The following is an 18387-nucleotide window of genomic DNA, read 5'->3' as shown; positions in this document are numbered from 1 at the left end:
TTTCCTAGTGCGGGTGATGTGTTTTCTCGGTTGGTTTAGGTGTTGTCGGGGAGCCAGACAATGTCATGCGTGTTCCAGCCGACCTGCACGCGGCGGCCTACCAGCGCGTCCGGATCGCCGTCCAGTCCGCTGTGCACCAAAGCAACGACGGCGGGGCCGCCTTCCAGCTGCACGTGCACTTGGGTGGCGTGCCCGACGTAGACCAGGGACGTGACGAGCCCCGGCAGGAAAGCCGAATCGCTGCGGGCAGAGCTGCCGCCGTCGTTGGTTGCTGCTTCATCCCAGGCCAGGTTCAGCCGCTCGGGGCGGACAGCGAAGGACTCGTTCCGGCCGTAGAGCCGGCTTCCGGTTTCCGGGCCGAAGATATTGGAGGTCCCCACGAAATTCGCCACGAACCGCCCCGTGGGGCGCTCGTAGATATCGTGCGCGGTACCGATCTGCTCGAGCCGGCCGCCGTTGAAGACGCCGATGCGGTCACTCATGGTCAGTGCCTCTTCCTGGTCATGGGTGACAAAGATGAAGGTGATGCCGAGGGAACGCTGCAGCTCCTTCAGCTCGATCTGCATCTGCTGGCGCAGCTTGAGGTCCAACGCGCCGAGCGGCTCGTCCAGCAGCAGCACCTTGGGCTCCACCACCAGGGCGCGGGCCAGTGCGACGCGTTGGCGCTGGCCGCCGGAAAGCTGAGACGGCCGGCGGTTGACAAACGCTCCCAGCTGGACGCGCTCGAGGGCCTGCGCCGCCCGGTCCCGGCGTTCCTTCCGGCCCACTCCCCGCACGCGCAGCCCGTAGGCCACGTTGTCCACCAAGGACATGTGCGGAAAGAGCGCGTAGTCCTGGAACACCGTGTTGACGTCCCGTTCGAAGGGAGCCTTGCCGGTCATATCCTCCCCTTGCAGTTCGATGGTCCCGGAGGTGGGGAGCTCGAACCCGGCGATCAGGCGCAACACAGTGGTCTTGCCGGAGCCCGACGGCCCAAGCATCGAAAAGAACTCGCCATGCCGGATGTCCAGGTCCACGCCCGCGACGGCGTTGGTCTCGCCGAAGGACTTGGTCAGTCCGCGCAACCGGATGGCCGGAACCTGGCCGGTTTCCTGCGCTCTGCCAGCCAAAACCGTCTCAGTCATGAGGTACCTCTCGCTCGAAATCGATGGAGCGTGGCGAAAGTGATTCAAGCCACGCGAACTTGATCGAACTAAAGACTATTACTTCAGAGGTTTTATGTATAGACCCCGGCACAAACTTCCCGATACGCTTGCCAAGAGCACGGTCCCGCACTGGTTGGATCGGCGGGGAATGATCCACAGGAATAATGGCGGGAGGAAACCGATGTCGCTGTCGCCGCTGGGCGCCTCACGAAGCCTCGCTGCCGTGTTCTCTCCGATCAAATCCGGCGGCCTGGTGGACGAGGTGAGCCGCCGGATTGAGCTCGCGGTGGAAACCGGGCTGCTGGCCAGCGGTCAGCGCCTGCCGAACGAGGCGGAACTCGCTGCGGCTTTGGGTGTCTCTGCCGTCACCACGCGCGAAGCACTCTCCCACCTGCGGGCCCGCGGCGTCATCCGGACCACGCGTGGTCGCAGCGGCGGCAGCTTCATCGCCGACAACGCATTGCCTTCGCGGGATCGGGCGCTGGAACGGCTGCGGGAATTCTCCCGCGTACAGTTGGCCGATCTGGGTCTGCATTACCGGGCCATCGCCGTGGCTTGCGCCGGCGTCGCGGCGCGCCGATCCGATGCTGCCGACATGGAGTCGCTACGCTCCTACATCCGGCCGGAGAACGACGACGATCCACTCGCCTGGCGCCTGGCCGATTCCGAATTCCTGTTGGAGGTAGCGGCCATAGCCCGCTCCGCCCGGCTTGCCCGGGAGCTGCTGCGGATCCAAGCGGAATACGGACCGGTGACGCTGCTGCCCTTCGCCGACGGGGACTTCCGGGAACAGTCCGCCAAGCTGCGGGAACGGCTGGCCGAAGCCATCGAGATCCATGACGGCGAACAGGCAGAACTGCGGACCAAAGACCTGGTGTCAGCCCTTACTGACTGGCTGCTCGCCGAGAGAGGCAGATAAGCATGACCATCGTCTCCAACATCGACAAGGCTGTCGCGGAGATCAGCACCCTGGTGACCGGAATAGAAGCCGGACTCGAAGGATGGGCCGCTGAACTCGGACGAAGCTTGGAAGCTTTGTCCGGCAAGCCGAACGGCACAGCTATCGACAGGCTGGTCAGGCCCACGGTCGAAGCCCTGCTCCAAGAGCATTCGCCCGAGGTTGCGGGCGCAGGCTTCATCGCCAACGCCGGGCTCATGGGACCAAACCGCAGCTACATTGCTTGGTGGCAGGGACCTGAGCTTGAGCGCGTGGACGCGCTGGCCAACTTCAGCCCCAACTCCATGAGCCGGTATGTGAAGAGCGAGTGGTTCCGGATTCCGGTACAGACCGGCCGGCCACATGTCACCGGGCCTTATGTGGACTTTCTCTGCACCGACGAGTACGTGCTGACCTTCACCCATCCGGTTCTGGTTGACGCGGCCGGGCCCATAGCCGGGATCGTTGGCATCGATATCACCGTGCAAACGCTGGAGAACCAAGCCGAACCGATCCTACGCACCATTGGCCCCAACGCTGCACTGGTGAATACGGAAGGCCGCACCATCGCCTGCACCTCGCCTGCTCTGGGCGCTGGCGACCTGGCCGTAAAGGACGACGACGCCGGTGAGTTCCCGGTGGGCAACCGGTTCAAGATCTGGAGCTCTGCGCTGCCGCTCTGACCTGCTGGTGCTGCGGACCTTCCGGTCAGGAGGGCGGGACATAGCTGTCGACGCGCATCAACGTGAGCATGGGACCCGCTCCAGAGAGTGCGACGACGCCGCGATCCGGGGTGGCGAACGCTTCTACATTGCCCAGGAGCCGGCAGCAGAAGGTCGCAAGCTGGTCGGTGTCCGGCAATCGAGCGAGATGGATACCAGTTGTCCTAACGCTCTGTCCTGACCGCAAACTAATAGGCCGATCCCGCCCTGTTCAGTCTCGCTCTGGGCCCGCAGTCGGGGCATGTTCTTCCTTGACCCATGATTCAGCGTCATAGCCGTAAAGCCAGGCATTCTTGACCAGTGGATCGCCTTGAGCCAGGGCGGCGTCGCGCTCCTGCTGAGCAGGACCATCCGGCAGATGGTTGATGTCCTTACGGGCGTGGCTGAGCTGTTGAACCTTTGTGGTCCGTTCGATGCGCAATTGTTCGTAGGCTTTCAACGCATTTTCCGGGTTATCCGGGTCCAATGTCAGGCACTGTGCCAGAACAGCAGCATCGTCGATGGCCTGGGCGGCGCCTTGGGCAAAGAATGGGAACATCGGATGGGCGGCATCGCCAAGCAACGTGATCCGGCCATGCGACCACTGCGTCAACGGGGCACGGTCCAACAGCGCCCAGCGCCCGGGTATACCTGCGGCTCTGATAAGGTCCGTCAGCCGTGGATCCCAGCCGGCGAATTCATCGAGGAACTCTTCAATGGTTGCTTTGGTGCTCCATGATTCCTCAGTAAAGTCGCCGGCCGGGGCAAAGGCGACCAGGTTGACTGCCGTGCCGCTGGAGATCGGGTAGTGCACTAGGTGATGGTCTGGCCCAATCCACAGCGTCTGTGCGGGGCGGCGGGCGAACTCGGGGGCGGCTTCAGCCGGTACGATCGCCCGGTACGCGCACATGCCCGAGTACTGTGCGGGCTCGGCTTCGGCTATTGCGCCGCGGACCACCGAGTGCACGCCGTCCGCGCCAATAACAACGTCGGCGCTGAAGGTAGTGTCGTCATCGAACTTTAGCTCCGCGACCTCCGAATACTGCGTGACGCCGATGCAGCGCTTTCCGAGACGGAGCCATTCCTCCGGCACTGCAACTATGAGGGACTCCAGCAGATCAACGCGGTGAGCCACGTAGGTTCGTTCACCGTAGAGCTCCTCGCATCGGCCGGTGAGCTGCTCAGCTGAGAGGACCTCGCCGCTTTCCCAGCGACGGAATTCCCAGCCCACCTCAAGCGGGACCGCTTTCTCCAATAAGGACTCGAGGTGGCCGAGCCTGCGGATCAGGCGCACTGCGTTGGGCGAGACAACCAGGCCGGCGCCCACTGCTCCGAGGGCCGGAGCCTGCTCGAACACAGTGGCGTGCAAGCCTGCCCTATACAGGAAAGCGGCCGCGGCGAGTCCGCCGATGCCGCCGCCAAGTACTGCGATGCGCGGTCCACTTGGCGTACTACCGTGCTGAGGTGACAGATTCATGGTGCGCGTCCTCGGACTGTTTGGCTGCTTCCGGTATCGCAAGTCCTGATTTCATTTTGTCCCGAGCGGAAGGGTGCGCCGCCACCTTTCGCAGCGGCAACGCACCCTTCTCGACGCAAGAAACTACTGGACTTCGGCGACAAACACCTCAAGGTCCACTGGCTTCTCAATGAGGCCCTGGTCCAGCATGATCTCGTTCAGATCCGCCAGCTTGCTGAAATCTGACTTCTCGGCGAAGGAGATGGGATTCAGCTTGGCCACCACTTCTTCGGGAATCTCGGTGAAGGTCAGCAGGGAGTCCTTGACAGCCTGCTCGTCCTCCACGGCGATGGCCATGGCCTCGTCCATCGCGTCCACGAAGGCGGAAACGGTCTTCGGGTTCTGCTTGGCGAAATCCGTCCGCACGGCCCAGCCGGCCACCGGGACGTTCTCGGTAGGTCCTTCAAAAGCGCTGACCACGGGCGTGGCGCCAATGGTGCCGGTAGCGATGGTCACGAAGGGCTCAACCAGCCAGGCAGCATCCACCTGGCCCTGTGCCAGCGCGGCCTCCATGTTGGGCGGTGGGATCTCCACGAATTTGGCGTCCGTAACGCCGTGGGATTCAAGCACCGCACGGGAGGTCAGCTCCATGATGTTGCCCAGGCCGTTGACCGCGATGGTCTTGCCGGCCAGGTCCGCGGGCTCCTTGATCCCGCTTTCCGGCGTGACGTACAGCGCCTGCACGCCGGGACGGTCGTTCTCGCGGATGACCTGCAGCGGCAGTCCTTTGTCAGCACCCTGCATCAAGGAGACATAGTTGCTGTACACCACGTCGATATCACCGGCCACCATGCCCGGGATCAGTCCCGCGCCGCCACCGGTGGAGTCTGCCAGTTCCACGGTCAGACCGTGGTCTTCGAAGATTTCCTGCTCGATGGCCATGTGCAAAGGTGCCAGCTCGGCGAAGGTCTGGGTGCCGACGACGATAGTCGCCTGTTCCGGTGCGTCACCAGTGCCGGCGGCGGGCGTGCCGGTTTCACCGTCCGAGCCGCATGCACCAAGACCGGCAACCAATGCGGCCGCCATGCCGACCCCTGCCCATTTCTTCAGAGCCTTAACTCTCATGTTTCCTCCAAATTTTGTTCTTACCCGCGGATGCCACCACCTGCATCAGCGGCCCCAACTGATGGCCACGAGGGCCGGACTTTGCTGTTCTGCGGAACTTCTACCAGCGTGGGTGCTCACGCCCGCCTCCCGCACCCGGATTCCCGGTGACCGGGAATCTATTCCGTGACTCAGATCACGATCGGCGCTTGCGGAATACCTCCGGCCTTGAGGACGTGCTTTCGAACGGACGCACCGCCCAGCTGCAATGCCTGCCCTGCTTGCTCAATCACTCCTGTCAGCCCCACAAAACCGTGGCACATGCCCTCGAACATGGTTAGCTCGACGGGCACGCCGTGTTCCTCCAGCCTTCGGGCATAGGCTAGGCCCTCATCCCGGAGCGGATCGTAGCCGGCCAGAATCATGACGGTGGGAGGCATTCCGGCCAGAGACTCGGCGCGCAACGGGGAGACCTTCGCCGCCTGCCGTGCCGCAGCGTCCGGCACGTAATGGTCTCAGAACCAGCTCATCTCGCCACCCGACAACAAGGTGGGAACCGGCGGCTCCTCCAAGTAGGACGCCCGGTGGGCGTCGCTGTCGGTCACTGGATACATCAACAACTGGACGCAGATGCCCACGGTGTTGCGCTGCTGGATCTTCCGCACTGCCACCGTGGCCAAATTTCCGCCAGCGCTGTCCCCGGCGACGGCGAGCGGTCCATCTGGGAACTGCTCCGCGGTCCACTCAATGGCATCGATGGCTTCGTGCAGGGCCGTCGGGTAGGGGTTTTCCGGGGCCAGGCTGTAGTCCACACTGACCACGCGGGCTCCGCTGTAGAAGGCGAGTTCGCGAGCCACATTGTCGAAGCTGTCCAAAGTGCCCATAACCCAGCCGCCGCCGTGAAAATAGACAAGAGTGCCGGCTGCATCCGGTTCGGAGAGGTAGACGCGGACCGGAACCGTCCCGCCCGAGGTGGTGACGGCGTCGTCGAAGATCCGGTGAAGTTCACGGCCCGGAACCTGCTTCCGTGCGGCGAGCTGGGCGCGCGCTTGCTCGGGTGTTCCATCGTTGACCGGCCGGCGGCCTGCTTCCAGCATCGAGGCCAGCAGAGCCTGCAGCTTGCTATCCATCTTCCGTCTTCCTCCTTTGTGCCACCATGATGTTGTGAAGAGAACCACGCCGGGTGAAACCGGACTGAGCCGGATCGTGAAGGTCCTTGAAGCGTTCGACAAAGGCAAGTCCACGTTGACCCCTGCTGAAATTGTCCGCCGGACCGGGCTGCCCGCAGCCAGCACCTATCGTCTGGTCAACGAGTTGCTCGAAGTGGGCTTCCTGGACAAGTCCGACGGCGGAGTCCAGACCGGAGTGCGGCTGTGGGAGCTGGCCTCGCGCGAGTCCAAGACATTGAGCCTGCGAAATACCGCACTGCCCTTCATGGAGGACCTGCAGGACGCCATCCGCCAGCACACCCAGCTCTCCGTCATGGACGGCACGGACATTCTCTACATTGAACGACTGTCCGCTCCTGACGCCGTCGTCAACATCACCAGGGTTGCCGGCCGGCTGCCCGCTGTGGTCGCCTCCCCTGGCTTGGTCATGGCGGCGTTCGGCTCGAGTGAACTGCAGGAAACGATCTTGGCTGCCGAGGTGCCGCAGTACACCCGCTTCACGCCGTCCACAACGGCCGATTTCCGCCGGATCTTCGCAGAGATCCGGCGTCAGGGCTACGCGCGGATGGACGGATGGATCGACGAAGGCGTCTCCGGCATCGCCATGCCCGTCCGCGACGCCGAGGGTGAGGTGATTGCCGCGCTCTCCGTGCTTCTGCCCAACGACGGCAAGACGCCAAGAATGGCGCTGCCTGCCGTGCAGATAGCGGCCGCCGGCATCTCCCGGGCCTTGGGCTGGTCCCCGTCCCACCGGTAACCGGCGCTTCCTCTCTACAAACAACGACGGCGGTGCTTGGCTAGGCACGAACTGCCGCCTTTTCCTCCGGCTCCGTCACGTGGAGCGAGTCGGCGATCTCGACGGCCTCAGCAGCCTCGGATCCGCTCTCCTGGCCGTCGAGCAGAAAGCCTGTGTATCCGGCTTGGGCCAGTGCAGTAATCCGGTTCCAGTAATTACCTACACCACCGACATACGGCATGAAAACCAACGGCTTGCCCGGGATATTGGCGCCGTAGAACCAGGTAGCCTTCGACTCGCGGTAAAGGGTCATGTTGGCAACCTCGTTTACGTGGCGGACCCATCCGGTTTCCGCTTCCGGGCTGGCTTCAATGGTGTCGAATCCGTTGCCGTCCAGATGGGCGATGGCGTCCGCGATCCACTCCACGTGCTGCTCGATGGACGTGACCATGTTGCTGAACACCGAGGGGCTGCCGGGGCCTGCAATGATGAACATGTTGGGGAATCCGTTAACCGTCAGGCCGAGGTAGGTCTGCGGTCCGGCGGCCCAGTGGTCGCGCAACTGGCGGCCTCCCCGGCCCACCGGGTTAAGCCGGTTCAGGGCGCCGGTCATCGCGTCGAAACCGATAGCAAAGACCAGGATGTCGACGTCGTAATGAGCGTCGGTGGTACGTACTCCGGTGGCTGTGATCCGGTCGATCGGCGACTCCTTGACGTTGACCAGCGTGACATTCTCCCGATTGAACGTCTCGTAGTATCCGGTGCCGGAGCACAACCGCTTGGTGCCGATCGGCAGGTCTCGAGGGGAAAGCGCTTCAGCGGTTTGCGGGTCGGCAACGATGCTGCGGATCTTCCCACGGACAAACTCGGAAGCCTCGTCATTAACTTCCTTGTCCACCAGAATGTCCTTGAACGCACGCATCATATACAGGCCGCCCAAGTCCCAGCGGTTCTCCAGTTCTGCCAGCCTTTCCTCCGCCGAAACTTCCTTGCCGAACTTCGGGTTGGTCACTTGGTTGTGCCCGAAGCCAGACTGCCGGGCGAACGCGCGGCGCTCCGGATAGGTGGCCTTCCATTCCTGTTCCACTTCCGGCTTGATTGGATAATTCTGGGCGGGCATGCAGAAGTTGGGTGTCCGTTGGAACACCAGCAGCCCATCGGCTTGGTCCGCGAGAATGGGAATCATCTGCGTTCCTGACGAGCCCGTGCCGATTACTCCGACACGCTTGCCGTGGACATCCACGCCCTCGTGCGGCCAGTCCCCTGAGTGATACCACTCTCCCTGGAAGTCCTCCAGACCCGTGGTGGACGGGACCTGGGGAACGGACAATACGCCCGTAGCCATTACCGCGAACCGCGCTTCGAAGAGCTCACCTGCGTCGGTACCGACGGCCCACGTGTTCGTAGCTTCGTCGAAGATCGCTGAAATGACTTTGGTATCCAATTGAATGTGCTTACGTAGGTCGAACCGGTCCGCCACGTGGTTGATGTACCGCAGGATCTCCGGCTGCGAGGCGTACCGTTCGCTCCAGCTCCAATCCTGCTGCAGTTCATTGTCGAAGGAGTAGGAGTAGTCCAGCGATTCAATATCGCACCGGGCACCGGGATAGCGGTTGTGGTACCAGGTACCACCGATTCCGCTGCCGGTCTCGAGAACTCTGACCGACAATCCTTGCTTCCGCAGCTTGTAAAGGGCGTAGACACCGGCCAGGCCAGCGCCCACTACCACGGCGTCGTACTTTTGTGGGCTGGTTTGCGCAGCGTTCTGCATGATGACTCCTTCAGCGGGACTGTCGAATGACTTGCCTCCACTATCCGAAGTCGGAGACGCGCACCACAGTGAGATTCTCAGTGACCGGGAGATCGATCCGGTCTGCACGAAGTTCCAACTGCGGTGGTTATCGCGTAGGTATGCGCACGGACATTAGCCCTGAAGAAACATCGTCACCCGATTTTTACCGCTCGTTGACCGCCGTGGTGGCTCCCCGCCCCATAGCCTGGGTTTCGAGTACCTCACCAGAGGGCGTGGACAATCTGGCTCCGCATTCTTTCTTCACCGCTGCCTCGGTAAATCCGCCGGTGGTCCAGTTCACGTCCGTGGGCGAAAAGGCCTCGTTACGCAATATCCGGGCCTCGGGGGAATTCGTGGCCCATCTGACCCCCACCCATTTGATGGCCGAGGTCAACGCGACAGGAACGAACTTCCCGCCCGACGTCAGCGAGTTCGACGCCGCGGGCCTGACACGTGAGCCAAGCTTCACGGTCAAGCCGCCCCGGGTAAAGGAGTCGCCGGTGGCGTTGGAATGCAAGCTCCACCAGATGATGCCGATGGGCGACTGCACGCTGGTTTTCGGCGTCGTGACCCATGCTGTGGTGACGACAGATGTTCTGGACGGAACGCACGCGCGGATAGACCAACTCGCACCGCTGTCCCGGTTAGGACTGGACGAATGGGGAACCATGGGCGAGGTGCGCGAAATCAAGCGGATCCGCAAGGCGGACTGGCCCGGGCACTTCCGTCCCGGATCCGCGCTCTGACCCCAAGCTGGTGTTCTGCCGGCACGTTCGGCAACGTATCCTGCGCCACGCCTGGATTCGCTGGAAGCAGTGTCGACTAGCATCTACCGCAGGCCGCCGCTGTCCTTGACTAAGTGGACGTCACCGGGGTTGTTGGATGCGGTCACGCACTCATCTCCCGCCGCCATGACTCGAGGGCAAATCGCAATTTCTGACTTCGAGTTAAAAGGCCTTGCCATAATCGCAAAAGCCGACTAACTTCGTCTCATGACATCAACTGAGACGGAGGTCACAGAGCGCGTCCGGAAGTCCATCAAGAACTCCGGAATGGCGCAACGTGAGGTGGCACACCACATTGGTTTGGACGAGACCAAACTGTCCAAGGCGCTCAACGGCACCCGGCGCTTCCACCCGCAGGAGCTGACGGATCTGGCCGACATTACCGGCGTTACGGTCAACTGGCTGCTGTCCGGGTCGGATGAAACGCACGGTCCGTCCGTGCCGCCTCCGGCCAGGATCCTCCCGACCAAGCACCGGGAGGACAGCGAGCACGCCCAGAAACGGCGCGCCATCATCGAGGCGGCCTGGTGGCTGTTGGCCCGCCGCGGCTATTCCGCGGTCCGCATCGCCGATATCGCTTACGCCTGCGACATGAGCACAGCCGCAATCCACTACTACTTCTCGACCAAGCGCGAAATCTTTGCCGAAACCTTGCGCTACTCCATCAAACTGGCCTTCGACCGCCAGATCGCCGAACTGCACACCATCACGGATCCGGTCCGCCGGCTCAAGCGGCTGATCGAACTCCAGCTACCCGCCGGCGAGCGCGGCAGCGCGGAGTTCTCCATCTGGCTGCAGACCTGGGCAGACGTGGCAGTTGATGGTTCCGGCAAGGAGAACCACGCGCAGGGCTACCGCCGCTGGTACAAGACCGTCGAAGACGCGATCCTTCAGGGCCAGGAATCCGGCGTTTTCGTAGACATCCCCTCCGACCAGCTCGCCATGGAGCTGACCAGCATGGTGGACGGCCTCGGCATCAAGGTCCTGACCGGGATTCTGACTGCAGATCAGATGTACAGCCATATCGAAAGTTTTATTGACCGCAACATCGTCCTATCGCAAGGGAGTTCCGCATGAACCGCAAGGTCATCGTCACCTGTGCCCTGACCGGCGCCGGCGACACCACAGGTAAAAGCGAGCACGTGCCCGTCACGCCGCAGCAGATCGCCGACGACGCAATCGCCGCTGCTCGGGCCGGTGCCTCGGTGGTCCACATCCATGTCCGCGATGTCGAGACGGGCCAGGGGTCTCGCGATGTAGCGCTCTACCGCGAGGTAGTCCGCCTGGTCCGTAAGAGCGACGTGGATCCTGTCATCAACCTGACAGCGGGCATGGGCGGTGACCTGCTGCTGGATCCGGGCGAGCCGACAAAACAGCTGCCTGGCACCGACCTGGTCAACGCCCGCGAGCGCCTGGCACATGTGGAAGAACTGCGGCCGGAAATCTGCACCATCGACTGCGGCTCGCTCAACTTCGGCGAGGGCAGCCAGGTCTACATCAGCACCCCGGATATGCTCCGCGAAGGCGCCGAGCGCATCAAGGAACTGGGCGTGAAACCGGAGATGGAAATCTTCGACACCGGCAACCTGTGGTTTGCCAACATCATGGTCGAAGAGGGCCTGATCGCCCCGCCGCCGCTGTACCAGATCTGCATGGGCATTCCCTACGGTGCACCCACCAACCCGGGCCTGCTGCAGGCCATGGTCAACATGCTGCCGGAGGGTGCGCAGTGGACATCCTTCGCCATCGGACGCGACCAACTCCCGTGGGTAGCCCAGTCCGTGCTGCTCGGCGGCCATGTCCGGGTGGGGCTGGAGGACAACCTCTACCTCAGCAAGGGCGTGAAGGCGACCAACGCCCAACTGACCGAACGCGCGATCGCGGTTGTCCATGACCTCGGTGCCGCGGTGGCCACCCCCGACGAAGCCCGCGAAATCCTGAAGCTCGAGAAGAAAGCCTGAATCCTATGACCACTGCTGAGTTCACTCCACTTGATATGAACGACGTCGGCACCGTTGCCTGTGTGGGCATCGGCACCATCGGCGGCGGTTGGGCCGCGTACTTCCTGGCCCGCGGCTACCGGGTGCAGGCGTGGGACCCCTCCCCCGATGCTGAGCCGAAGCTGCGCCGACTGATCGATGCGGCGTGGCCCGCCCTGACGGAGCTGGGCTTGGCGCCGAATGCCTCGAAGGACAACATCAGGGTGCACACGGACCTGGCCGAAGCGGTGGCCGGAGCCGGATTCGTGCAGGAAAGCGCTCCTGAAGTCCTGGACCTGAAGCGCTCCCTGCTCGCGCAGATCGACGCGGTGACGGCTCCCGACGTCGTTATTGCGTCCTCCACCTCCGGTTACGGCATGACGGAGATGGCCACCGAGGCAGCCAACCCATCGCGCCTGGTGGTCGGGCATCCCTTCAATCCGCCCTACCTGATTCCGCTGGTCGAAGTAGCCGGCGGCGAAGCCACCTCTGCGAGCGCGGTGAAATGGGCCTCCGCCTGGTACGAGCACATCGGCAAATCCGTGATCACGATGGATCGCGAGGTGCCCGGGTTCATTGCCAACCGGCTGCAGGAAGCCCTCTGGCGCGAAGCACTGCACATGGTGGACAACGGCGAGGCCACAGTGGAGCAGATCGACCTGGCCATTACGGATGGCCCGGGTCTGCGCTGGCCGATCCAAGGCCCGATGCTGACCTTCCACCTCGCAGGAGGTGAAGGCGGAATGGCCCATATGCTCGACCACTTCGGCCCTTCGCTGAAATCGCCCTGGACCAGGTTGGACGCCCCCGAGCTGACCTCCGAACTGCGTAACGCGGTGATCGCGGGATGTGATGAAGAGGCCAACGGCAGGTCCGTCGCAGAGCTGATCGTCGAGAGGGACCAGGCCATCATCGCCGTCCGCAACGTGATTGCCGCGCTCAAGGCGGACAAACCATGACGAACACGGCGGTATCGGCCTTGCCCGCCTACCGCTGCACCATCCTGCCGGAGTGGATCGATTACAACGGACACCTCTCCGAAGCGTTTTACGTCCTGGTCTTCGGCTTCGCGACGGACCAGGTGATGGACCGGCTCGGAATGGGCGAAGCCTACCGGCAGTCCACCGGAAACTCCCTCTACACAGTTGAAGCACATGTCAGGTATCTGGCCGAGACGGGGCTCGGCGCGGAACTGACCGTCACCACGCAGATTGTCGGCGGTGGAGCGAAGAAGCTCCATCTGGCCCACGAAATGCTCAGTGCAGGGAAGCTCATCGCCACCGAGGAGCTGCTGGCCCTGCATGTGGACCAGGGCAGCGGCCGAAGCAGCGCGTTCCCTCCTCCCGTCCTGGAGAACATCAGCAGATACCGGGCCGGCCTCGACGATGAGGCCCCGGACTGGATCGGCAGGACCGTCAGCTCCTAGCCGTTCCCCTCTGAGAAAGAAGGATCCGTGGAAGCATCCCCCATGCGCAGCCTGCCCTCCGGCGGCCCAGCGCTCCATCCGACCCGGCGCCGTGTGCTGGGAATGGGTCTGGTGATTGGCTTGGGTGGGCTCTTGTCCGCCTGCGGTGCCAGCCAGACCTCAGTAATTGCCGCACCCACAGGACCGCCGCAGCCCGGCGGCCGCCTCCGCGTGGGGCTGGCCGGCGGCGGAGCGGCAGACAGCCTCGACGCCCACTCCTCGGTCAGCACTACCGATATCGCGCGGGTAGTAAACCTGTACGAGTCCCTGGTCTACCGGGACGAAAACTACGAACTCAAACCACTGCTGGCCACCAAGGTCACGCCGTCTCCCGATGCCCTGGTGTGGACGGTGGATCTGCGTCCCGACGTCCTGTTCCATGACGGCCGGCCGGTAACCGGAAAGGACGTAGCCGCAAGCTTCAAGCGGATCATCAACCCGGATGATCCCAAGAGCGGCGCTGCAGCCCTGGCCATCCTCGACGACGTGGTCATCATTGACGACCATCGGGTGGAATTCCGGCTGAACAGTCCCAACGCGGCGTTCGACGATGCACTGGGCCAGTACACACTGGGAATTGTCCCCGCGGACTACGACCCGGCCAATCCGGTGGGCACAGGGCCGTTCAAATACAAGTCCTTCGCGCCCGGACGCAACAGCGTCTTCGTGCGCAACGAGCACTACTGGCGGGACAACGAGCCCTACCTGGACGAACTGGAAATCCTGAACTTCAGCGACGAAGACGCCCTGATCAACGCGCTGCTCTCAACCCAGGTGGATGCCATTGGCCAGATCCCGCTGGCATTACTGGAGGTCATCGACGCCGATCCGCGGATCAGCATCCTGCAGTCGGAGACGGGCGCGTGGATGCCTTTCACCATGCGGGTGGACAGGCCGCCTTTCGACGATAACCGGGTCCGTGAGGCATTCCGGCTGGTGGTTGACCGCCAGCAGATGATCGAGCAGGTACTCAGCGGCAACGGCAGCCTCGGTAACGACATGTACTCTCCCTTCGACCCGGGATATCCCTCCCATCTGCCACAGCGCGTCCAGGATATTGCCCGCGCCAAGGAACTTCTCGCCGACGCGGGCTATCCGGACGGGCTCACGGTCGAATTGGTGACCGCGCCCATCCAGTCCGGCGCCGTGGAAGCCGCGCAGGTCTTCGCCCAGCAGGCGGCCGCGGCCGGCATCACCGTGAAGATCCGGCAAGTGGATGTCACCACGTTTTTCGGGGACAGCTACCTGCAGTGGGACTTCGCCCAGGACTTCTACTACACCCGAAATTACCTGCCGCAGGTCAACGCCAGCACGCTGCCCACCTCGCCCTTTAATGAGACCCATTGGGACCATCCCGAGTTCACCGCCCTGGTGAAGAAGGCAACGGGCACCGTGGACCCGCAGGAACGCAACGCGCTCATCGCCCAGGCCATGGAGATCGAATACAACGAGGGCGGCTACATCATCTGGGGCCACGCCAACCAGGCAGATGCGTACCAGCAGTATGTTGCCGGCCTGGTGCCGAACCGCACCGGTCTGGCCCTCTCAGGATTCGAATTCCGCCGCGTCTGGCTAGGAGGCAACGCGTCATGACCCCGATCATCCTTCGCAGGCTGGGCACCAGTGTGCTCATCCTGCTCGCCGTATCCATACTCGTCTTCGTCGCAACCCTGCTGTTGCCCGGTGATCCCGCGCAGGCGATTCTGGGCCAGCAGGCCACGCCGGAACGGCTCGCCGCCCTGCGCGAGCAGATGAACCTCAACGACCCCGCATGGCAGCGGTACCTGTCCTGGCTCGGCGGCCTGGTCACCGGCGACTTTGGTGTCTCCGCAGCGTCCGGCGGGCCGGTCACGGACCTGCTCGGGGAACGTATCGGCGCCTCGCTGGTCCTGTTGGCCGCAGCCGGACTCATCAGCATCCCCGTGGGCCTTCTCGTGGGGACCTACAGCGCCCTTCGCCAGGGCCGCACCGGAGACCACGTGGTCACCGGCACGAGCCTGGTTCTGGCGGCCCTGCCCGAGTTCGTCATCGGCATCGCGCTGATCACGCTCTTCTCCACTACGGTGTTCGCCATCCTGCCGTCGGTCACCATGGCTCCGCCCGGAGAACCCGTCTGGAATTATCCGCTCCAACTGGTCCTGCCCACTATGACCCTGGTCCTGATGGTTACGCCCTACATCGCCCGGATGATGCGTGCGACCATGATGGAGGTCCTCGACTCCGGCTACGTGGAGATGGCCCGGTTGAAGGGCGTTCCCGAGCGGCAGGTCATCCTGCGCCACGCCCTGCCGCACGCGCTCTCCCCCGTGGCCCAGGTGATCGCCATCCAGCTGGCGTGGATGGCCGGCGGAGTTGTGGTCGTGGAGTTCCTCTTCCGCTACCCCGGCATCGGGCAGGCATTGGTAGACGCGGTCACCAACCGGGACGTCCAGGTGGTTCAGGTGCTCTCCATCCTGATCGCCGCGGTGTACATCGTCGTGAACCTGCTGGCCGACGTCGTCGGTATTCTCACCAACCCGAAACTACGGACAGGGGGCGCGCGATGAGCGTCATTGATACACCCCAGGCCATTGCCCGCGAAGTAGAAACCCCGCCCGGCCTCCTCCGCCGGCTGTTCCGTCAGCGGCAGGCAAAGATCGGCGTCGCGCTGACCGCCGCCGTCGTGCTCTTGGCCCTCCTCGGCCCGCTGCTGCTGCCCTGGGCTACGGGCCACACCAGCACGGAGTTCACCGGCCGCCCGTTCCAGCCCGACGGGGTCTTCGGCACCGACAATCTGGGCCGCGATGTCCTCTCCCGTTTCCTCGACGGTGGGCTGCGGTTGCTCACGTACGCCGGCCTGGCTACCCTGCTCGGCATGTCGCTGGGCGTGCTGGCAGGCATGACCGCCGCCTATCAGGGCGGCCGCGTAGACAGCATCATCATGCGGACCAACGATGTCTTGCTGGCCCTGCCGCAGCTGGTCTTTGCGCTGCTGGCCATCACCGTCCTCGGTCCGCAGGGGTGGGTACTGGTGGCGGTCATCGGTATCACGCACGCGCCCCGGATTGCCCGGGTCACGCGTTCGGCGACGGTGGATGTGATCACCGAGGACTTCATCCGGGCCGCCGAAATGTATGCCGTGCCGAAATGGAAAATCCTGGCCCAGGACGTACTGCCCAACATCACCGGTCCACTGATGGTGGAGCTCGGCCTCCGGATGACGTACTCCATTGGGGCGGTAGCCTCGCTCTCCTTCCTCGGACTGGGCATGCAACCGCCCACCGCGGACTGGGGCCTGATGATCAATGAGAACCGGATTGCACTGGTGCTCGAGCCTTGGGGCGTGCTGCTGCCGGTGCTGGCCATTGCCGTGCTCACCGTGGGCACCAACCTCATAACCGATTCCTTGGCCCGCGCCGCGGCCAACTCCAGCGTGGGAGCAAGCAAATGAGCACTTCGGTCCGGGAAGACACAACAATAACGATGCCCGTCCTCAGCGCGGAGGAATTGCGGATCGCCACCACCTCGGGCGACGAAATCCTGCATGGGGTGTCCTTCGAGCTTCGCCCCGGTAAGGTCCTGGCCCTGGTGGGGGAATCCGGGTCCGGCAAAACAACTGCGGGACTGGCCTGTATGGGCCACTTCCGCCAAGGACTGGTCAACACAGGTGGAACCGTCCGGCTCGCCGGCGCCGCTGAGACAGTCCTGGACGGAAATATCCTCGATCTGCCTGAGTCCGCCCGCCGGAAACTGCGTGGAGGTGCCATTTCCTATGTCCCGCAGGACCCCGCACTCTCCCTCAATCCGGCCATGCGGATCGGCGACCAGATCCTCGAGGTACTGCAGGTCCACGGCTACGGCTCCTCAGAGGCGGACCGGCGCACGCGCACCGCCGAGGTGTTGGCGGAGGTAGGCCTGGAAAACGATGTGTCCTACCAACGCCGGTATCCCCACCAGCTCTCCGGCGGGCAGCAACAGCGGGTTGGCATTGCCATGGCATTCGCTTGCCGGCCCGCTGTGATGGTGCTGGACGAACCGACCACGGGACTGGACGTCACTACGCAGGCTTTGGTCCTGGCCACCATCGCCCAGTTAGCCGAGCGGCACAACGTTGCCGGGCTCTACATCACCCATGACCTGGCGGTGGTAGCCAAGATAGCGGACGACGTCGTTGTCATGCTCTCCGGCGAGGTGGTGGAGAAGGGACCCACGTCCCAGGTGCTCTACCAACCACAGCACGCGTATACCCGCAAGCTGCTCGCGTCGGTGCCGGATCTGGCCGGTAAACGGCGGCTGGGCCGGGTTGCGGCCATCACCGGCGAGCAGCCCGTGGTGGACCGGCAATTTACTGAAGCCCGCCCTGCCCAGGCGGCACCTGCCGCGCGGGAGCGGACGCTGCTGGAGGTTGCGGACCTGCGGCTGGCGTACGGCAGCAACCAGGTATTGGACGGCATCAGCTTCACACTGGGCCAGGGCGAATCCATGATGCTGCTCGGCGAATCCGGGTCCGGCAAGACAACGCTCTCACGCTGCGTCGCCGGACTGAATGACGACTACGCAGGCAGCGTGCGTCTGAACGGCGGTGCTCTTGCGGCGGGCACCCGCGCACGCACTGCAGAGCAGCGACAGAGCATCCAGTATGTGTTCCAGAGCCCGTTCTCCTCACTGAATCCGCGCCGTACCATCTGCGAATCCGTAGAGATGCCCCTGCAGATGTCGGGCAAAATGGGCCGCAAAGAACGACGGCGGCGGGTACGGGAAGCGCTCGACCAGGTCCGCCTCGGCGAAAGCTACCTGGACCGCCGCCCGCGCGACCTCAGCGGTGGCGAACGCCAGCGTGCAGCCATCGCCCGGGCCCTGGTCAATGCACCGTCCCTGCTGGTCTGCGACGAAGTCACCTCGGCACTCGATGTGTCCGTCCAGGCGTCCATCATCGACCTGCTGCGCAGCCTGCAGCACGAATCCGGCATGTCCATGCTCTTCGTCACCCACAACATCGCGCTGGCCCGCCATATCTCGCAACGGATGGCCGTCCTGCAAAACGGCCGGCTGGTCGAGCTGGGTTCCACGGACACCGTGATGAAAAATCCGCAACACAGCTACACCCGCGAACTGCTGGCCAACGTCCCGACCTTCTAA

At 63.6% G+C, this 18387-nt stretch carries 16 protein-coding genes and 1 pseudogene; 12 read left to right on the top strand and 5 right to left on the bottom strand.

The window, feature by feature from the left end; translation table 11 throughout:
• Positions 1-35 precede the first annotated feature (35 nt).
• On the bottom strand, positions 36-1124 hold the full coding sequence (locus J5251_RS08585; RefSeq protein WP_208575779.1) for an ABC transporter ATP-binding protein: 1089 nt from the start codon (positions 1122-1124) through the stop codon (positions 36-38).
• A gap of 202 nt (positions 1125-1326) precedes the next feature.
• On the opposite strand from J5251_RS08585, the gene J5251_RS08580 reads away from it, so the two are divergent.
• The gene (locus tag J5251_RS08580; RefSeq protein ID WP_208575778.1) at positions 1327-2064 is read left to right on the top strand and encodes a FadR/GntR family transcriptional regulator; all 738 of its coding nucleotides are present in this window, start codon (positions 1327-1329) and stop codon (positions 2062-2064) included.
• Positions 2065-2066: 2 nt separating this feature from the next.
• Positions 2067-2765, top strand: coding sequence for a cache domain-containing protein (locus J5251_RS08575; protein ID WP_208575777.1), 699 nt, complete (start codon positions 2067-2069; stop codon positions 2763-2765).
• A gap of 250 nt (positions 2766-3015) precedes the next feature.
• Here the strand turns inward: J5251_RS08575 and J5251_RS08570 are convergent, their stop codons facing one another.
• The 3 genes and pseudogenes from J5251_RS08570 to J5251_RS20320 form a co-directional block, all read right to left on the bottom strand.
• Positions 3016-4260: an FAD-dependent monooxygenase gene (locus J5251_RS08570; protein ID WP_208575776.1), complete on the bottom strand. Its 1245-nt coding sequence runs from the start codon at positions 4258-4260 to the stop codon at positions 3016-3018.
• A 123-nt stretch (positions 4261-4383) separates the two neighbouring features.
• Positions 4384-5364 (bottom strand): ABC transporter substrate-binding protein, encoded by a 981-nt coding sequence (locus J5251_RS08565; protein WP_208575775.1) that lies wholly within the window; start codon positions 5362-5364, stop codon positions 4384-4386.
• 170 nt (positions 5365-5534) lie between these two features.
• A pseudogene (locus J5251_RS20320) lies at positions 5535-6440 on the bottom strand (alpha/beta hydrolase).
• Between the two features lie 67 nt (positions 6441-6507).
• Here J5251_RS20320 and J5251_RS08550 point away from each other — a divergent pair.
• The gene (locus tag J5251_RS08550) at positions 6508-7269 is read left to right on the top strand and encodes an IclR family transcriptional regulator (RefSeq protein WP_208575772.1); all 762 of its coding nucleotides are present in this window, start codon (positions 6508-6510) and stop codon (positions 7267-7269) included.
• A gap of 40 nt (positions 7270-7309) precedes the next feature.
• Here J5251_RS08550 and J5251_RS08545 read toward each other — a convergent pair whose 3' ends face one another.
• Positions 7310-9019, bottom strand: a complete 1710-nt coding sequence (locus J5251_RS08545; RefSeq protein ID WP_208575771.1) for a flavin-containing monooxygenase — start codon at positions 9017-9019, stop codon at positions 7310-7312.
• Between the two features lie 140 nt (positions 9020-9159).
• Here J5251_RS08545 and J5251_RS08540 point away from each other — a divergent pair, with 140 nt between their 5' ends.
• The 9 genes from J5251_RS08540 to J5251_RS08500 all read left to right on the top strand — a co-directional run bounded on the left by J5251_RS08540 (position 9160) and on the right by J5251_RS08500 (position 18387).
• The gene (locus tag J5251_RS08540; protein WP_208575770.1) at positions 9160-9786 is read left to right on the top strand and encodes a flavin reductase family protein; all 627 of its coding nucleotides are present in this window, start codon (positions 9160-9162) and stop codon (positions 9784-9786) included.
• A 246-nt stretch (positions 9787-10032) separates the two neighbouring features.
• Entirely contained in the window at positions 10033-10902 is an 870-nt protein-coding gene (locus J5251_RS08535; RefSeq protein ID WP_208575769.1) for a TetR/AcrR family transcriptional regulator, read from the top strand.
• On the top strand, positions 10899-11786 hold the full coding sequence (locus J5251_RS08530; protein ID WP_208575768.1) for a 3-keto-5-aminohexanoate cleavage protein: 888 nt from the start codon (positions 10899-10901) through the stop codon (positions 11784-11786). Before J5251_RS08535 ends, J5251_RS08530 begins: the two co-directional genes overlap by 4 nt.
• Positions 11787-11791: 5 nt before the next feature.
• Positions 11792-12763: a 3-hydroxyacyl-CoA dehydrogenase NAD-binding domain-containing protein gene (locus tag J5251_RS08525; protein WP_208575767.1), complete on the top strand. Its 972-nt coding sequence runs from the start codon at positions 11792-11794 to the stop codon at positions 12761-12763.
• Complete coding sequence (locus tag J5251_RS08520) at positions 12760-13230, top strand: thioesterase family protein (RefSeq protein ID WP_208575766.1); 471 nt, start codon at positions 12760-12762, stop codon at positions 13228-13230. Before J5251_RS08525 ends, J5251_RS08520 begins: the two co-directional genes overlap by 4 nt.
• Before the next feature lie 102 nt (positions 13231-13332).
• Positions 13333-14862 carry an ABC transporter substrate-binding protein gene (locus J5251_RS08515; protein WP_208576087.1) on the top strand — a complete coding sequence of 510 codons (1530 nt, stop codon included), beginning with the start codon at positions 13333-13335 and terminating at the stop codon, positions 14860-14862.
• On the top strand, positions 14859-15815 hold the full coding sequence (locus J5251_RS08510) for an ABC transporter permease (RefSeq protein WP_208575765.1): 957 nt from the start codon (positions 14859-14861) through the stop codon (positions 15813-15815). Before J5251_RS08515 ends, J5251_RS08510 begins: the two co-directional genes overlap by 4 nt.
• Positions 15812-16699, top strand: coding sequence for an ABC transporter permease (locus J5251_RS08505; RefSeq protein ID WP_208575764.1), 888 nt, complete (start codon positions 15812-15814; stop codon positions 16697-16699). Before J5251_RS08510 ends, J5251_RS08505 begins: the two co-directional genes overlap by 4 nt.
• Positions 16696-18387, top strand: a complete 1692-nt coding sequence (locus J5251_RS08500; protein WP_244250854.1) for a dipeptide ABC transporter ATP-binding protein — start codon at positions 16696-16698, stop codon at positions 18385-18387. Before J5251_RS08505 ends, J5251_RS08500 begins: the two co-directional genes overlap by 4 nt.

The sequence above is a fragment of the Arthrobacter crystallopoietes genome, from assembly GCF_017603825.1.
In the GTDB taxonomy this organism is placed as follows: Bacteria; Actinomycetota; Actinomycetes; order Actinomycetales; family Micrococcaceae; genus Crystallibacter; species Crystallibacter crystallopoietes_B.
The sequence above is the reverse complement of the archived record's forward strand: the minus strand, read 5'-3'. Positions and strand labels throughout refer to the sequence as shown.

What these genes read in the sequence shown, in the direction of transcription:
- J5251_RS08585 (WP_208575779.1), bottom strand. Translation starts at nt 1,124, where the DNA reads ATGACTGAGACGGTTTTGGCTGGCAGAGCGCAGGAAACCGGCCAGGTT.
- J5251_RS08580 (WP_208575778.1), top strand. Translation starts at nt 1,327, where the DNA reads ATGTCGCTGTCGCCGCTGGGCGCCTCACGAAGCCTCGCTGCCGTGTTC.
- J5251_RS08575 (WP_208575777.1), top strand. Translation starts at nt 2,067, where the DNA reads ATGACCATCGTCTCCAACATCGACAAGGCTGTCGCGGAGATCAGCACC.
- J5251_RS08570 (WP_208575776.1), bottom strand. Translation starts at nt 4,260, where the DNA reads ATGAATCTGTCACCTCAGCACGGTAGTACGCCAAGTGGACCGCGCATC.
- J5251_RS08565 (WP_208575775.1), bottom strand. Translation starts at nt 5,364, where the DNA reads ATGAGAGTTAAGGCTCTGAAGAAATGGGCAGGGGTCGGCATGGCGGCC.
- J5251_RS08545 (WP_208575771.1), bottom strand. Translation starts at nt 9,019, where the DNA reads ATGCAGAACGCTGCGCAAACCAGCCCACAAAAGTACGACGCCGTGGTA.
- J5251_RS08540 (WP_208575770.1), top strand. Translation starts at nt 9,160, where the DNA reads ATGCGCACGGACATTAGCCCTGAAGAAACATCGTCACCCGATTTTTAC.
- J5251_RS08535 (WP_208575769.1), top strand. Translation starts at nt 10,033, where the DNA reads ATGACATCAACTGAGACGGAGGTCACAGAGCGCGTCCGGAAGTCCATC.
- J5251_RS08530 (WP_208575768.1), top strand. Translation starts at nt 10,899, where the DNA reads ATGAACCGCAAGGTCATCGTCACCTGTGCCCTGACCGGCGCCGGCGAC.
- J5251_RS08525 (WP_208575767.1), top strand. Translation starts at nt 11,792, where the DNA reads ATGACCACTGCTGAGTTCACTCCACTTGATATGAACGACGTCGGCACC.
- J5251_RS08520 (WP_208575766.1), top strand. Translation starts at nt 12,760, where the DNA reads ATGACGAACACGGCGGTATCGGCCTTGCCCGCCTACCGCTGCACCATC.
- J5251_RS08515 (WP_208576087.1), top strand. Translation starts at nt 13,333, where the DNA reads ATGGGTCTGGTGATTGGCTTGGGTGGGCTCTTGTCCGCCTGCGGTGCC.
- J5251_RS08510 (WP_208575765.1), top strand. Translation starts at nt 14,859, where the DNA reads ATGACCCCGATCATCCTTCGCAGGCTGGGCACCAGTGTGCTCATCCTG.
- J5251_RS08505 (WP_208575764.1), top strand. Translation starts at nt 15,812, where the DNA reads ATGAGCGTCATTGATACACCCCAGGCCATTGCCCGCGAAGTAGAAACC.
- J5251_RS08500 (WP_244250854.1), top strand. Translation starts at nt 16,696, where the DNA reads ATGAGCACTTCGGTCCGGGAAGACACAACAATAACGATGCCCGTCCTC.